12 protein-coding genes and 1 tRNA gene are annotated in these 15664 nt (G+C 74.6%); 6 read left to right on the top strand and 7 right to left on the bottom strand.

From position 1 onward, the window contains the following. The first annotated feature begins 218 nt into the window (after positions 1-218). The gene (locus AB0P35_RS12295) at positions 219-839 is read left to right on the top strand and encodes a hypothetical protein (protein ID WP_363509749.1); all 621 of its coding nucleotides are present in this window, start codon (positions 219-221) and stop codon (positions 837-839) included. A gap of 109 nt (positions 840-948) precedes the next feature. Beyond that, the gene (locus AB0P35_RS12290; RefSeq protein ID WP_363509747.1) at positions 949-1500 is read left to right on the top strand and encodes a flavoprotein; all 552 of its coding nucleotides are present in this window, start codon (positions 949-951) and stop codon (positions 1498-1500) included. 59 nt (positions 1501-1559) lie between these two features. Here AB0P35_RS12290 and AB0P35_RS12285 read toward each other — a convergent pair. Together AB0P35_RS12285 and AB0P35_RS12280 are read right to left on the bottom strand one after the other, a co-directional pair. Then, positions 1560-1632, bottom strand: a tRNA-Lys gene (locus tag AB0P35_RS12285). A gap of 121 nt (positions 1633-1753) precedes the next feature. After that, complete coding sequence (locus tag AB0P35_RS12280; protein ID WP_363509745.1) at positions 1754-2428, bottom strand: nucleotidyltransferase domain-containing protein; 675 nt, start codon at positions 2426-2428, stop codon at positions 1754-1756. A 150-nt stretch (positions 2429-2578) separates the two neighbouring features. Between AB0P35_RS12280 and AB0P35_RS12275 the strand changes: the two genes are divergently transcribed. After that, positions 2579-3787, top strand: coding sequence for a crosslink repair DNA glycosylase YcaQ family protein (locus tag AB0P35_RS12275; protein WP_363509743.1), 1209 nt, complete (start codon positions 2579-2581; stop codon positions 3785-3787). 6 nt (positions 3788-3793) lie between these two features. On the opposite strand, the gene AB0P35_RS12270 is transcribed toward AB0P35_RS12275, so the two are convergent. Then, positions 3794-4378 carry a transglutaminase family protein gene (locus tag AB0P35_RS12270; protein ID WP_363509741.1) on the bottom strand — a complete coding sequence of 195 codons (585 nt, stop codon included), beginning with the start codon at positions 4376-4378 and terminating at the stop codon, positions 3794-3796. Between the two features lie 81 nt (positions 4379-4459). Here AB0P35_RS12270 and AB0P35_RS12265 point away from each other — a divergent pair, with 81 nt between their 5' ends. Next, entirely contained in the window at positions 4460-5209 is a 750-nt protein-coding gene (locus AB0P35_RS12265; protein WP_095873693.1) for an SDR family oxidoreductase, read from the top strand. A 68-nt stretch (positions 5210-5277) separates the two neighbouring features. Next, positions 5278-6090 carry a tyrosine-protein phosphatase gene (locus AB0P35_RS12260; protein WP_363509739.1) on the top strand — a complete coding sequence of 271 codons (813 nt, stop codon included), beginning with the start codon at positions 5278-5280 and terminating at the stop codon, positions 6088-6090. Positions 6091-6106: 16 nt separating this feature from the next. On the opposite strand, the gene AB0P35_RS12255 is transcribed toward AB0P35_RS12260, so the two are convergent. Further along, entirely contained in the window at positions 6107-7240 is a 1134-nt protein-coding gene (locus tag AB0P35_RS12255; RefSeq protein WP_363509737.1) for a low temperature requirement protein A, read from the bottom strand. A gap of 147 nt (positions 7241-7387) precedes the next feature. On the opposite strand from AB0P35_RS12255, the gene AB0P35_RS12250 reads away from it, so the two are divergent. After that, positions 7388-7690 carry a hypothetical protein gene (locus tag AB0P35_RS12250; RefSeq protein WP_363509735.1) on the top strand — a complete coding sequence of 101 codons (303 nt, stop codon included), beginning with the start codon at positions 7388-7390 and terminating at the stop codon, positions 7688-7690. A gap of 55 nt (positions 7691-7745) precedes the next feature. Here the strand turns inward: AB0P35_RS12250 and AB0P35_RS12245 are convergent, their stop codons facing one another. The 3 genes from AB0P35_RS12245 to AB0P35_RS12235 form a co-directional block, all read right to left on the bottom strand. Further along, positions 7746-8555, bottom strand: a complete 810-nt coding sequence (locus tag AB0P35_RS12245; RefSeq protein ID WP_363509733.1) for a TIGR02452 family protein — start codon at positions 8553-8555, stop codon at positions 7746-7748. A gap of 140 nt (positions 8556-8695) precedes the next feature. Next, positions 8696-12985, bottom strand: a complete 4290-nt coding sequence (locus tag AB0P35_RS12240; RefSeq protein ID WP_363509731.1) for a hypothetical protein — start codon at positions 12983-12985, stop codon at positions 8696-8698. 300 nt (positions 12986-13285) lie between these two features. Beyond that, positions 13286-15514 carry a DEAD/DEAH box helicase gene (locus tag AB0P35_RS12235; RefSeq protein WP_363509729.1) on the bottom strand — a complete coding sequence of 743 codons (2229 nt, stop codon included), beginning with the start codon at positions 15512-15514 and terminating at the stop codon, positions 13286-13288. Positions 15515-15664: the final 150 nt, after the last annotated feature.

Raw genomic sequence — 15664 nt, 5'->3', positions numbered from 1 at the left:
GCCCGGGGGCCGGGGCAGCCGTGCCCCGGCCACCCGTCCCGGCCGTTCGTCCCCGCACCTGGACGAATGACTGACCTGGCATCAGATCGGGAACCGGTTCCACCTCGGTGGAGTCAGTGGTGAACGGTACGTTCCTCGTGCGGCCCCGGGCCGCGCCGGAACACCGCCGCCCCGGGCACCGACAGCAGGTGCGGGCGGCCACCTCGACCAGGAGAACCATGAAGGCCATATTCCGGAAGGCGCGTATCGCCACTTCCGTCCTCGCCGCCGCGGCCGCCGTCGGCCTGCTGACCGCCCCGGCCGCCCAGGCCGCGCCGGCCGGTGTCGCCAACCCCGACTTCGAGGTCGGCGCGAGCGGATGGAACACGTTCTCGGTTCCGTTCGGCACCGATCTGATCAACAACTCCTCGGCGCACCCCGCGCACTCCGGCACCTGGAAGGCCGAACTCGGCGGCCACGGCCGGGCGGGCATGGACCGGATCTCCCAGCAGGTGACCGTCCCGGCCTTCCGGGTGCCGGTGCTCACCTTCTGGCTGCGCATCGACGCGCCGACCCCGGCCACCTTCGGCTACCACGAGCTCACCGTGGAGGCCACCGCGCCGGACGGCACGCCTTACACCCTCGTCACCCGCACCAACAAGGACAGCAGCGGCGCGTACGAGAAGGTGACCGTCACCCTGCCGAGCGCGTTCTACTCGTCCACCGAGCAGCACACCGTGCTCTCCTTCTTCTCGGTCGACGACAGCGCGAACCGGGTGCCGTTCCTGGTCGACGACGTCTCGATGGCCTACCAGATCAAGATCTACCGGCCGATCTTCACGCCGTTCGCCAAGCTCTGACGCAGCGTCCGTTCCGGCCCGCCGCCACGGGTCGGGACGGCGGGCCGCGGACGGGGCAGGATGCCCCTGTGCCGCACGCACCACCGCCGACCGCACCGGGGAGTCCAGGGTGACCGAGCAGCACCGGCCGTTCCTCTACGTCGTCGTCTGCGCCGCCGGCATCGCGGCCGACGTCGGCACCCTGATCACCGCCGCCCGGAACGAGGGCTGGGGCGTCGGCGTCGTCGCCACCCCCAACGCCCTCGGCTTCATCGACCGGGAGGCGGTGGAGGCGCGGACCGGGCACCCCGTCCGGTCGGCCTGGCGCACCCCGGGCAGTCCGCAGCCGCTGCCCTGGGCCGACGCGATCGCGGTGGCCCCCGCCACCTTCAACACCGTCAACAAGTGGGCCGCCGGCATCTCCGACACCCTCGCCCTCGGCATCCTCTGCGAGGCCCACGGCCTCGGCACCCCCACCGCCGTCCAGCCGTACGTCAACGCCGCCCAGGCCGCCCACCCCGCCTACGCCGCCGCCCTCGACCGGCTGCGCGGCATGGGCGTGCTGATCGGTGACGCCGTCCCCCACCCCGCGCGCACCGACGCCGGCCGCGCGGACTACCGCTGGACGGCCGTCCTCGACCTGCTGCGCCCGGTCCTCACCGCGGCCCGCGGCGGCGCCTGAGCCACGAAACGCCGAAGTCCGGCACCGCGTCTCGCCGGTGCCGGACTTCGCCGAACAGGTGGGCCGCCAGGGGCTCGAACCCTGAACCTACGGATTAAAAGTCCGCAGCTCTGCCAATTGAGCTAGCGGCCCGCCGGCGGGCGCGACCATGCTGGTACAGCGCTCGCCGGGGCAGATCCTACCCGGTGATCCCCCGGGGGCCGCCAGGGGATTGTGCGCCGCGCCGGGGCTCGAACCGGTGCACGGGCGCCGGTCAGGCCGCCGCGGCCAGGTGGACGGCCCGGACGCGGCGCAGCCAGGCCTCGGCCGGGGCCTCGTCGGGCCTCTCCGGCAGCACGCCGGGACGGTCGAACCGGGCCTCCGCCGCGGCCAGCAGCCCCGCTGCCTCGTCGGGTCGTTCGGCGTAGCGCTCGCCGAGGGCGCGGACCCGCTCGGGGTCGGCGAGCCGGACGACGATCTCGCCGGTCTCGTGCAGGGCGAGGCCCTGCTCGACCAGCCGGACGAGGTGCCGGGCGTGCTTGGCGGCCCGGGCCCGCGCGGTGGGATCGGCGGTGTCCCGGGTCGTCAGTTTCCTGAACTGCTGGGTGGCGTAGCCGAGGTAGGAGCGGCGGACGGCGTGCCCGCTGAGGAAGGACCGCCGGATGCCGACGAGTTCCTCGCCCAGCGGGGTGCGCACCTCGTACAGGTCCTCCGGCAGCCAGGCGAGTTCGGAGGCGGTGGGGTTGCAGCTCAGCGCGAGCCGGCACCATTTGGCGGCCTCGTGCAGGGTGCGGTCGGGCGCGGTGGTGACGTGCGACTCGGCGGGCCGGTGCAGGCCGTGGAAGTCGACGGTGGGGGCGGCGAACAGGCCGAGCCGGTCGATGTCCGAGCCGGCGTGGGCCAGGCCGTAGGCGGTGGAGCCGACGATGCCGGCGAGCAGGACGTGCACGGGCGTCTCCGTCCGTCGGAGGGTCGGGAGGTTCCGGGAACCCGGAAGGGGGCCGGACCGGCAGTCTGCCGTGCGGGCTCGGTGGAGCGCGACCGAATTGTCGGTAGGTCGCTCCGCCCGCCCGCCGCGCGGCGCGCCGATACTGGGCGCATGGCGAACGGGCTGATCGACAGCGAGGTCCCGGCGGCGAGGCTCAGGGCCTGGTGGGCGCACCGGCAGTGGCTGGAGGGCGGGCCCGGCGGGGCGCACGCGGGCTCCTCCGCGGCCGAGGTGCTGGCCGCGACCGGCTGGGCCCGTTCGGTGGGCGGCGCGGCACCGTACCTGGGCCTGTTCGCCCGAGCCGGCCTGCACCGGGAGGCGGTGGACGCCGCGGTGGCCGGGCTGGAGGTGCACGAGCTGCCGTCCGCCCGCGGCTGCACCTACGTGCTGCCGGCGGAGGACTTCGCGCTGGGCCTGGCCGCGGGGGCCGGTGTCCCGGAGAGCGAGATCGCCTCGGCGGTGAAGCACCTCGGCGTCACCCGGGACGAGATCGAGAAGCTGTGCCTCACGATCGGCCATCTCCTCGCGCCGGACGCTCCGTTGGAGCCTGCGGCGATCCGCGAGGCGGCGGGCGGGGCCGTCCGGTCGCTCGGCGAAGCGGGCCGAAAGCGCGGGGTGTCGACCACGCTGCCGCTGGCGCTGGGTCTGCTGCAGGCCCGCGGCCAGGCCCGCCGGGTGCCGGTCAACGGCCGCCTGGACCAACAGCGTTACGGCTACGTGCGGTGGGACCAGCCGGTGCGGGGCTCGGCCGCGGAGCTCGCCGAGCGCTACCTCGCCTGGGCCGCGCCGGCGGCCGTCCGGCACCTGCGGTGGTTCACCGGCTTCACCGCGGCGACCGCCAAGGCCGCACTGGCGCCGCTCGACCTGGTGACCCTGCCCGGCACCGATCTGCTGCTGCCGGCGGCCCTGGTGGACGAGTTCGAGTCCTTCGAGCCGCCCGCTGAGCCCTCGTACGCGCTGCTCGCCGGGATCGACGGCGTCCACCTGCTGCACCGGGACCTGCCGCGGCTGCTGGACCCGGCCGACGCCGGGCGGACACTGCCGGCCGGGCGGGCCGGGCGCAGCTTCGGCACCGAGGCCGACCCGCAGAGCCATGTCGTGGTGGACCGCGGCCGGATCGTCGGGCTCTGGGAGTACGACCCGGAGCAGCGCGAGATCGTGCACCAGCTGTACGTGCCGATGGACGCGGCGCTGCGCGAGGCGATCGACCGCACCGAGGCGTTCGTCCGCGAGGAGCTCGGCGACGCCCGCGGGTTCAGCCTGGACTCGCCGAAGAGCCGGGCGCCCAGGATCGAGGCGCTGCGCGCGGCCGCGGGCTGAAGCCCGCTACAGCTCGGTCGGGATGTACTCGAAGGTGGCGGCCCCGGGCACGCCGCGGGCGAGGCCGGCGGCCAGCGCGGGCGGCACCGTGGCGTACACCCCGGGCTCCAGCGGAACGTCGGGGTAGACGAGCCGTTCCTGCGCCGGCGTGGTCGCGAAGCGGGCGTCCATGCCCGGCCGGTTGCCGCGCGGGTCGATCCGCACCCACTCCGGCTGCCCGGGCAGGCGGACGGCCGCCAGGCCGTGCAGCCGCTCCACCCGCTGGTAGCACAGGCCGGCCGGGATGCCCTCGGCACGCAGCAGGGCCACCAGCAGGTGGGCCTTCCCGTGGCAGACGGCGTCGCCCGCGGCGAGCACGTCGGAGGCGCGGACGGCGGCGCTCCACCGGTCCACGTCGTAGGAGTGCGCCACCTGGTCGCGGACGTACTCGTACAGGGCGCGTGCCGTCTCCTCCGCGCTCGCCCCGCGCAGTTCGCGGGCGAGCGCCCGGATCGCGGGGTGCCGGTGGTCGATCAGGGCGTCCGCGGCCAGGAAGGCCGCGTCGTCGGTGCGGGCGGCGGTGTCCGGCTCGGCGGCGGGCTGCGCGGTCATGGACCCATGCTCTCGGGCCCACACACCGGCCGTCCCGGATTTCCACACTGTGGACACGGCAGGGTCGGATACGGTCGGGCCATGAGCGACGACGTCCTTGTGGTCACCGGCGGCGGACGCGGGATCGGGGCCGCCACCGCCAGGCTGGCGGCGGCCCGCGGCCACCGGGTCTGCATCAACTACCTCAACGACAGCGTCTCGGCCCAGGCCGTGGTGGACGGCATCCGTGCCCAGGGCGGCACCGCGATCGCCGTCCGGGCGGACGTCAGCCGGGCCGAGGGCGCGCGGCGGCTGTTCGAGACGGTGGACGAGCGGCTCGGCACGCTCACCGCCCTGGTGAACAACGCCGGCACGCTGGAGAAGCAGTGCCGCCTCGACGCGTTGGACGAGGACCGGCTGGCCCGGATCTGGGCGGCGAACATCACCGGCCCGTTCCTGTGCGCGGGCGAGGCGGTGCGCCGGATGTCCACCCGCTACGGCGGGCGAGGCGGGGCGATCGTCAACGTGTCCTCGGCGGCCTCCCGGCTGGGCTCGCCCAACGAGTACGTGGACTACGCCGCGTCCAAGGGCGCGCTGGACTCGATGACCCGCGGGCTGGCCCTGGAGGTCGCCGGCGAGGGCATCCGGGTCAACGCCGTCCGGCCGGGTCTGATCCACACGGACATCCATGCGCTGGGCGGCGAGCCGGGCCGGGTCGACCGGGTCGCGCCCGGGCTGCCGATGGGCCGCGGGGGACGGCCGGAGGAGGTCGCCGAGGGCATCCTCTTCCTGCTCTCGCCCGCCTCCTCGTACACCACCGGGGCCTTCCTGGACCTCGCCGGCGGGCGCTGACCCGCACGGCGGGGCGAGTCGGGCGATCCGGGCCGAGCGGCGCGGCCGGGCGGCCTACCGTTGGCCCCATGACCGAGAGCGAGTTCGACGCCGCCGTCGACACCGACGCCGCTGTTACCGCCACCACCGTGTCCTCGGGGACGGCCGCCGCCGGCGGGGCCCCCGCCGGTGTCCCCGACCGCCTCGACTACCAACGGTCCCGGCCGCACCCGGCCGTCCCGGACGTGCCCAACTTCCGGGACGCCGGGGTGGGCGCCGTCCGCCCCGGTGTGCTGTTCCGCTCCGGCACCCTCGCCCTGCTCACCCCGCAGGGCGCCCAGGCGCTGAAGGCGCTCGGCATCCGGGTCGTGGTCGACCTGCGCACCGCGAGCGAGCGCAGCCGCTGGCCGGACGAGCGGCACGGCCTGGACTACCTGGACCACCACCTGCCGCTGCTGCCGGACCGGGCGGAGACCGGCGTCGAGTGGCCCTCCGGGGCGCTCCCGGTCTACCTGTTCATGGCCGAGACCGGCGGGTACGCGATCGCCGGGACGGTCCGCCGGCTCGCCGCGCCGGACGGGACGCCCGCGATCGTCCACTGTGCCGTCGGCAAGGACCGCACCGGGCTGACCGTCGCCGTGCTGCACCACCTCGCGGGGCTCTCCGAGGACGAGATCGTCGCGGACTTCCTCCGCTCCAACGTGCACCTCGGCCTGGATCGCGGGCCCGTGCCCTACCTGGACGAGAACGGCGAGGAGCAGCTCTCCCACCCGGTGGAGGCGGAGAACCTGCTCGCCGCCCTCGCCCGGATGCGCGAACTGCACGGCTCGATCGAGGGCTACCTGCTCGCCCACGGCGTCACCGAGGAGGAACTCGCGGCGCTGCGCGCCAGGTTGGTCTGACCCGGGCGGCGCCGGCTCAGCCGCGGCCGAGCCGGTGCCGCTCCTCCCAGCCGAAGGCACCCGCCATCAGGACGGCGATCGCACCGAGTTGGACCAGCGCGGCGGTGCGGGTGCCCAGCGGGACGGTCGCCGCCACCAGTGCCGCCGCCACCAGGCGGGGCAGCAGCGGGCGCAGCCCGAAGACGTTCCGGATCCCCGTGTTGGCGACCAGGAAGAGCGCCGGACCGGCGGCCAGCACGGCGGCCTGGCCGGTGGGCAGGGCGGCGGTCGGGTGGGCGACGGCCGACTCGGCGCCGGCCGCGAAGAGGATCACCCCGAGCAGCAGCGCGTAGTGGCCGAGGTTGTGGACGCGGATCGCGATGCGGTTGCGCCACTCGTCGTCCAGCACCGTCATCACGGCGACCGCCCGCTCGTCGTCGTCGTGCCCGAAGTAGGCCCACCACAGGCCGACGCAGACCGCGAGCGCGCAGACCGCCGCACCGACCGGCCCCGGGGTGAGCTCCGGATGGCCCGCGGCCCCGGCGCCCAGGGCGACCACCGACTCGCCGAAGGCCACGATCACCACCAGCCCGTGCCGCTCCACGAAGTGGTCCGCCCGCAGGTGGAACTGCGGCAGGTCGACCAGGTACGGGTTGGCGATCTGCAACGCCAGCGAGGCCGTCCACAGGGCGAGTTGGACCGTGCCCTGCAGGTATCCGCCGACCACCACCAGGGCCGCGATGACCAGGTTCAGCCCCCCCATCCGCAGCACCGACCCGCGGGCCACCCCGGTGGTGGCGAACATCCCGGTGTGCACGGCGATCACCAACAGGTACGCCCAGCCGAAGGCGGCCCCGCTGCCCTCGAAGGCGTGCGGCACCGCGAGCGAGACCACCAGGAACCCGGTCATGCCGAGCAGCAGGAAGCCCCGCCGGGGGTGGGTGGACGGCGGCAGCGCGTTGGTCAGCCAGATGAACGCGTCGTACATCCACCAGATCACCGCGAGCATCACGAGGACCCGCACCAGCCCGCCGGGGGTGAGGTGGTGGACCAGGCTGGCGGTCAGCTGGGTGATGGTGAAGACGAAGACGAGGTCGAAGAAGAGCTCCAGCGGGCCGACCCGCAGTTCGGTCTCGCCCTGGGCGGCGGTGCTCCCGGTGGCAGTGGTCACGGCCGCGAGTATGGATCAACTCGGCCGCCGCCGGGCGGCTTTTCGGGCCGACCGGGCGCCGGATCGCGGGGTGCGGCCCATCCCCGGGCCGGCCCGGGGGCGCGGGTTATGGTCGAGGGACTGGTCCCCGGACGGAGGAGTACGGCAATGGCGGGTGTCCCGAGCACGGCGGTGGCGGCGGCCGGGCTGATCGGCGGTTACGGCACGGCGCGGTGGACCGGGCGCCGTGAGCTCGGCGGGGCGGTGCTCGCCGCCGCCGGGGCCACCGCGGCCGTCCAGTGGCACCGCCAGGCGGGCCCGGCCACCGCCGCGGCGCTGACCGGCCTGTACGTCGCGGCGTTCGGCGGCTCGCACCCGCTGGCGAAGAAGATCGGCGCCTGGCCGTCCGTCCTCGCCGTGACCGGCGTGGTCGCCGCCGCCTCCGCGCTGGCCACCCGCCGCGGCGCCTGAATCCCGCACCGCGGCCGGCTCGGGCGGCCTTGGCGGCTCAGGCGGCTCAGGTGGCTCAGGCGGCCGGGAAGCGCTTCTCGAAGGCCGCCCGGTTCGCCGACACCGGCGAGCGGTCCCAGACCGCGAAGACCACCTTGGTGAAGGCACCGCCGCGGGCGTCCAGGGCGGAGGCGAAGGCGTCCGCCACCACCGCCGGGTCGTTGCGGAACACGCCGCAGCCCCAGGCCCCCAGGACCAGCTCGCGGACGCCGTGCCGGGCCGCCACGGCGAGCACCCGTCCGGCCCGCTCGGCGAGCACCCCGGCGACGTCCACCGGCCGGCCGGCGGAACGCAGCGCCAGCTGGCCCGCGTTGGGCGCGGGCGAGGTGAGGAACGACAGCGGGTAGGGCTCCGCCAGCAGCCCGCCCGGCCCACGGATCACCGGGACGGCGGGCGACCAGATCACCCGGTGGCTGTACCGCAGGTCGTCGGAGGCCCGGTGCGCCGCGTAGTAGTCGGGGGCCTCCAGCAGGCAGCGGTAGAGCAGCGCACTGCGGCAGAGGTCCTCCTCCTGGGCCTTGGCGCCGCGCAGGTAGCCGCCGCCCGGGTTGCGCGCCGAGGCGAAGTTCAGCACCGCGACGTGCTCGCCGCCCTCCGCCGCCAGCCGCGCACCGGCCTGGATGCTGCCCTCCGCCGTGACCTCGACCGCCCCCGTGAAGGGCCCCGCCCCGGGGCCGGGCACCTCGTCCGGCCCGTACGAGACCGTCCCCGCCCGGGCCGCGGCCAGCATCGACCCGATCTCCACCGCCGCACCCCCGTGCGCCCGGTAGCTCCCCCGCTCGGCGATCTCCTCGTTCTCGACCGCCACCTGATGCATTCGACTCATGACGGCGACGCTACGCGCCGCACCGTCCCGCCCGCCACCGATTATTCTCACTCCGAGAACAACGGCCGGAATTGTGTCCGGTCGAGAACGCGGACGGGCCCGCCCCACCGGAGTGGAGCGGGCCCGCCGTCGTACCGGACTCAGCCGAACACACCGACCCGGTCGACGATCACGTGCACCGGTCCCGCGCCTCCGTTGAACAGGCTGACCTTGCCGTCGGCGCCGACCGGCACCACGACCTGGTTGGCCACCACCTGGTCCTTGACCCAGTTCAGGTTGGACGCGGTGGGCCGCGGGGCGCCCGACGGCCAGGCCGTCAGGTAGCCGTCCGACGCGGGGTTCGCCACGGTCACGTTGAGCACGACCGCCTTCGCCCCGGCCGCCGGGGTTCCCGAGAGGTCGATCTGGAGCAGGCCCTGCGGGGCGACCGGCGCGCCGGAGCGCTGTCGGGTGTCGGTCAGACGGACGGGGCCCGCGCTGCGGTAGAGCGAACCGGAGGCCGCGCCGCTGTAGTACCCGGCCACATCGGCGACCAGGTGGGTGCCGCCCGGCCCGCCGTTGAACAGGCTGACCGTGCCGTCCGCGCCGAGCGGGACGACCACCATGTTGGCCGTGGTCTGCTGGGCCGCCCAGTTGAGGTTGGACGCCACCGGGCGGGCGGTACCGGTCGGCCAGGCCGTCAGGAAGCCCGGGGAGGCGGTCCCGGTGACCGTCACGTTGAGGGCGACGGCCGAGGCGCCCGCGGCCGGGACCCCGCCGCGGCCGGCGACCTGGAGCCGCACGGTCTCGCCGCCCGCCACCGCGGCCGTCCCCGGGCGGCCGTTGCCCGTGCGGGTGTCCAGCAGCCGCTCGGGACCGACCGGCGTGAAGGCGGAGCCCGGCACGGTCTTCGTGTGGTAGCCGAGGACGTCGGCGACCAGTTGGGCCGAGCCGGAGCTGCCCACGTACAGGCTGACCCTGCCGTCCGCGCCGAGCGGCACGGTGACCAGGTTCGGCACGGTCCGTCCGGCCGTCCAGTTCAGCGAGGACGCGGTGGGCCGGGCCTGGCCGGCCGGCCAGGCCGTCAGGAACCCGGGCCCTGCCGGGTCCGTGACGGTGACGTTCAGCACCACCGACTCGGCCCCGGCGGCCGGGACGCCGCCACGGCCGGCGACCTGCAGGTCGACCGTCTGGCCGCCCGGGACCGGCCCGTTGCCGGCACGCCCCAGCGCGGACCGGGTGTCGAGCAACCGGGCCGGCTGCAGCGGGGTGAAGACCGCTCCCGTCCCGCCGGCGGGCTCGGCCGGGCCGCAGGTGCCGTTGGTGCAGGTGGCGGTGACCCGGTAGTCGACCGAGGTGTCGCCGGGGCGCAGCGAGAGCACCAGCAGCGCGGCGGGCCCGGCCCCGTACGGGACGTTGCAGTCGGTGTAGAAGCCCTCGCTGCCCTGGAAGTCGATGCAGTAGTCGGCACCGTCCGTGCCGTACAGGTGCGCCTTGGGCACGGCCGTGCCCTGCGGGGCGTAGGCGCCGGTGATCCGGAACCGGTCGAACGGCTTGACCGGCACGGAGGCGCAGACCGCGGCCCGGTCCCGGGTCAGGGTGCCGGTCAGCGGGCCGAAGCCGGTGGCGGCCGTCGGGGTGCGCAGGCACTCGGACGGGAACCCGTCGGCGGTGGAGAGCCGCCAGGTGTCCAGCCGGTACTCGACGGGCGTCCCGGTGTAGTCGTACGCGGTGAGGACGGCCTGGTAGCCGGCCGAACCGCTCACCAGGCACTCCCGGTTGACCACCGAGCAGACCGTACGTCCGGTTGCGTCGGTCACCACCAGCAGCACCTTGCCGGGGCTGTTGCCGGTGGAGATCGACAGCCGGTCGCCGGCCGCCGCCGGGATCCTCGCGCAGTTCGCGGCGAGGGCGGCGGTGAGCCGGCCCTGCAGCGGGGCGCCGCCGACCGTCGTCGAGCTCACGCCGGTGCACGGCGCGGTGCCGGTGATGTCGCGGCGGACGACCTCGAAGTCGTGCTCGGTGCCGTCGCCGATCAGCAGCACCGTGTACGCCTTGCCCGTCGCGAAGGAGCAGGTCGTGGTCGAGGAGCTGAACGCGTAGCTCTGGCAGACCTGCGTGCCCGCCGGGTCGTACACGTGGAACTCGCCGGGCAGCACCTGGGGCGCCGTGGCGGGCTTCGGGTTGTAGTCGTAGTCCAGCTGCTCGGAGGCGGCGTGGCCGTTCGCCGGAACGGCAAGGCAGCGGACGGGCGCCGTGGCGGTCAGCTTGACCGCGGTGCCTGGCTTGCCGTCGTACCGGTCCGCGGGGAAGGCCGCGCAGCCGGCCGGGGAGTCCGTCCGGGCGACGGTGATCGCGTAGTGGCCGGCAGCCCCGGCGGAGACCAGCTGGCGGAACGGCGCGGTGCCGGTCAGCGAGCAGGTGCTGCTCCGGTACTGCGTCTGGCACTGCTGGACGCCGGCGGCGTCGACGATCGTCTGGGTGGGCGGGTTGATCAGGTTGTCGCCTGTCGGGGCTAGCAGGGCGAGCACGGCCCCCTTGGGGCTGGGCAGGGTGTGGCAGTTGTACTGGCCGTCACCGGTCAGGTCGCCCTCGGCCCGGGCACCGGTCAGGCCGGCGTCGTTGCCCGGCACGCAGCCCCTGGTCTCGCCGGGCGCGTGGAGGACCAGCTTCGACTCCGCGGTGTACGGGTCGTGCGGGGCGCCGAACAGGGCGGTGTAGGAGCCGGCGGCCGGAAGGTCGCAGACCGGGCCCCCGGTGCAGACCCGGGTGCCGTCCCGCTTGTAGACGGTCACCTGGGCGTTGTCCGCCGCGTGCAGGAGGTGCGGGCCTGCCGTGGTCGCGTCCAGGGTGCGGCAGCGGACGGTCGAGCCGGCGGGTGCCGTCCCGTACGGCTGCGAGGCCTCGGTGGGGCAGCCGACCGGGTCGTTCAGCCGGCGGATCTGGAGGGCGTAGTCGCCGGTGGCGCCGTTCATGCCCGTGGTGAGCATGCGGTACGGCCCCGAGCCGGGCAGCACGCAGCCGTCCTGCGAGTAGTCGCGGACGCAGATCGCCTTGCCGGTGGCGTCGGTGATGCTGTTCCAGCTGTTCTCGCCGATGATCCGCTCGCCGGGCGCGGCCCGGAACGGCGTGCAGTCGATCTGCAGCCGGGAGCGGACGCTCCCGGTGACGGCCGGCCGGTCGAAGCCGGTGTCGACCTGCTCCGCGCAGCCAGTGGTGGCGGCCAGGTCGAAGACGGCGACCTGGTAACGGGTCGGGTTGGCGTAGCCGCTGGGCTCGACCACCAGGTGGTGGCTGCCGGCCTTCGGGACGCTGCAGCGGGTGAGGCTCTCGTAGCCGTTGCAGACCTGGTTGGCGGCGTTGTCGTACAGCGCCCAGTGGACGTCCGGCGGGTTGCCGTAGCCGTCGTCGTTGACCACCCGGACACCGAGCGGCCCGGCCGCAGCGGTGACGGTGTGACAGGTCGCGGCGTACTGGGGGACGGAGCCGTCGGCGCGCGCCGGGTCGGTGTCGCCGAAGACGGCGGTCTTGAGTTCGGGGCAGCCCTGCGGGTCGCTCAACCGGGTCATCCGCAGGGTGTACTGCGCCTCACCGGCGTACAGCTCGGAGAACCGCGCGGTGTACGGGCCGGTGCCGGTCAGGGTGCAGGTGGTGGCGTAGTTCGGGCCGGGAAGGCAGACCGCGGTGCCGTCCCGGTCGCCGATGACCGCCCCGACCTGGCCCGGGTGGTTGCCCTGGCTCGGCCCGGTCACCCGCAGCACCGTGCCGGAGGGGAGGTCGAACCGGTAGCAGTCACCGGTGGAGCCGTCGGCGAGGTGGCCGGACCGGGCCGGGTCGGCGAAGGAGAAGGCCACCGCAGGCAGGTCGGTGCAGGCACCGGAGAGCCGCGAGTCGACCGCGACGGTGTAGGCCGACGTGCCCCAGTCCGCCGTCACCTTCAGCGTGTACGTGCCGGCCGCGTCGGCCGCGCAGAGGAGCGGACCGGTGGTCTGGGTGGTGCACTGCACCGCCTCGCCGTCCGCGGTGGACAGCGCGGTGTTGACCGAGGCGGAGGCGTTCGGGTCCTTGCGCAGCGTCAGCAGGACCGTGTCGCCGGGCTTCTGGGTGGTCAGCGTGTAGGTGTGCGTCTGGCCACCGGTGATACCGGGACAGGCCATCGGCGTGCCGAACACCAGGCCGCCGCCGCAGGACGCGGTGTCCTTCGGGGCCTCGGCACCGGTGCGCGGCGTGGAGCGCCCGGTGCTCTTCGGCGCGCCGGCCGACGGCGACCCGGACGGGCGGGCGGCGGGCACGGAGGTGGCGGGCGCCGGCGCACCGGGCGTCGCGGCAGGAGCGGACGCGGCGGCGGACGGGCTCGCCGCGGCGGTCGGCGGCGCGCTGGGCGCGGGCGTCGCGGCGAAGGCGCCGGTGGCCGGCGCGAGCACCGAGAAGGCCACCGCGGGCGCGGCCACGAGCGTGGTGAACCACCGGCCGGAAAAGCGGGACAGGGGTCTCCGTCTCCTCCGGCCGGGCATGGATCTGTCGTACACAGAACCCCCCGGACGTGCACCGCCTGCGGCCGGCTCACCCTCCGGCGGCTGGGTGGTGCGTATGAGTATTCGATGAAAAGCCGTCGGAGGCTACCACCCCGGCGCGACGGCGGTTCGACCTTTTCTTCGCACACCCCGCTTCGCCCCGCGCGGCCTCCGGAAAACGCGGACGGGCCCGCCCCACCGAAGTGGAGCGGGCCCGTACCGGAGCCTGTCGGGGCGTCAGTTCTTCCAGCGCGGCTTGCGGTCGTCGCGGTTGAAGCCGCCACGCTCGCCACGGTCACGGTCACCGAAGGAACGGCCACCACGGTCGTCACGGCCGAAGCCCTGCGGGCGGCCACCGGAGCGGTGGTCGTCGCGGCGGGCGAACGGACGGTTGTTGCCCCGGTCGCGGTCACCGAAGGCCGGGCGGTCACCGAAGGAGCGGGCCGGACGGTCACCGAAGGAACGGCCACCACGGTCGTCACGGTTGAAGCCACCGCGCTCGCCACGGTCACGGTCACCGAAGGAACGGCCACCACGGTCATCGCGGTTGAAGCCACCGCGCTCGCCACGGTCACGGTCACCGAAGGAACGGCCACCACGGTCGTCACGGTTGAAGCCACCGCGCTCGCCACGGTCACGGTCACGGTCACCGAAGGAACGGCCACCACGGTCGTCACGGTTGAAGGGACGGCCACCGCGGTCGTCACGGTTGAAGCCGCCGCGCTCGCCACGGTCACGGTCACCGAAGGAACGGCCACCACGGTCGTCACGGTCACGGTCGCGGCCGAAGGACGGACGCTCGCGGTCACGGCCGAAGGAGGGCCGCTCGCGGTCGCGGTCGCGGTTGAACGCCGGGCGCTCGGTGCGCGCCTCGCGGTAGGACGGGGCGCGGTCGGCCTCGGCCGCGGGGGCCGGGATCTCGACGGCGGGCGCCTCGGCGGCGACGACGGTCTCGCCGGCCTCCTCGGCGGGCTCGTCCTCGATGCCCAGGGCGGCCCGCTCGCGCGCCGCGCGGGCGGTGAGGCGGTCGGCCTCCTCGCGCAGCTCGGTGGCGCGGCGCTGCGCGCGCTCCAGCTGGCGGGTCATGTCGGCGACCTCGCGCTCGGCGGCACCGGCGATGCCGGCGGCGGACTCGGCCTGCACCTCGACGAGCGAGCGGGCGCCGGTGATCCGGGCCACCTCGGCGTCGAAGGCGTGGTCGAGGATGTGGCGGGAGGCGTCGACGCCGGCGTCCTCCATCAGGCGGAAGACGGTGCGGCGCTGGTGCGGCAGCACCAGGGTGACGACGGTGCCGGAGCGGCCGGCGCGGGCGGTGCGGCCCGAGCGGTGCAGGTAGTCCTTGTGGTCGCCGGCCGGGTCGACGTTCAGCACCAGGTCGATGCCGTCGACGTGGATGCCGCGGGCGGCGACGTCGGTGGCGACGACGACGTTGACGTAGCCGTCCTTGAAGTCGCCGAGGACGCGGGTACGGGCGCCCTGGGTCATGCCGCCGTGCAGGGCGTCCGCCTTCACGCCGGCCTCGACCAGCTGCTCGGCGACGCGGTCGGCGCCCATCTGGGTGCGGACGAAGATGATGGTGCGGCCCTTGCGGGCGGCGATCGCGTTGGTGATCGGCGCCTTGTCCTTGGGCTTCACCACGAGGATGTGGTGGGTCATGGTGGTGACGGCGCCGGCGGACGGGTCGACCTCGTGGGTGACCGGGTTGTTCAGGTACCGCTTGACCAGGGTGTCGATCTCGTTCTCCAGGGTGGCGGAGAACAGCAGGCGCTGGCCGCCGGCCGGCACCAGGTCGAGGATCTCGGTGACCTCGGGCAGGAAGCCCATGTCGGCCATCTGGTCGGCCTCGTCGAGGACGGCGATGCGGACGTCGTCCATCTTGGCGGAGCCGCGGTTGATCAGGTCGCGCAGGCGGCCCGGGGTGGCGACGAGGACGTCGACGCCGCGCTCCAGGGCGTAGATCTGGTTGGACATCGAGGTGCCGCCGCAGACCACCTTGAGCTTGAGGCCGAGCACCGAGCCGAAGGGCTCCAGGGCGTCGGCGACCTGCATGGCGAGCTCGCGGGTCGGCACCAGGATCAGGCCGCGGGGGTGCTTGGCGCGGGTGCGCTCGCCGTCGGCGAGGCGGGTCAGCAGCGGCAGGCCGAAGCTGAGGGTCTTGCCGGAGCCGGTGCGGCCGCGGCCCAGCACGTCCTTGCCGGCCAGGGCGTCCGGGATGGTCGCGGCCTGGATCGGGAACGGCGTGGTGACGTCGCGCTTGGCGAGGGCGCGGACGACCTCGTCCGGCAGGCCCAGGTCACCGAAGGTGAGGGTGGGCTCGTCGACCGCGGTGTCGGTGTCCGCGGCGTCGGTGTCGGTGTTCGCCTCGGCGGGCTCGACGGTGTCGAGCAGCTCGGCGGTGTCGGTGGTGTCGGCGGCGTCGAGACCGTTCGCGGGCATGGCGAAGCGGGCGTCGTCAACGAGAGACATGCAAAACCTTCCGGAAGTGGCACGCGCCAAAGTCCGGGGTTCTGTTACACAACCGCCTCTATGCGGTCAGCCACGGATCGCCGGAACGCGCCAAGGGCGCCATTTCAGAGAATCAGGGCGCCAGTCAAATGAATCAAACGAACGATCTAC

Origin of the sequence: Kitasatospora sp. NPDC085879, from assembly GCF_040686255.1 — a bacterium.
Taxonomy (GTDB): domain Bacteria; phylum Actinomycetota; class Actinomycetes; order Streptomycetales; family Streptomycetaceae; genus Kitasatospora.
This window is presented reverse-complemented; position numbering and strand designations above follow the sequence as displayed.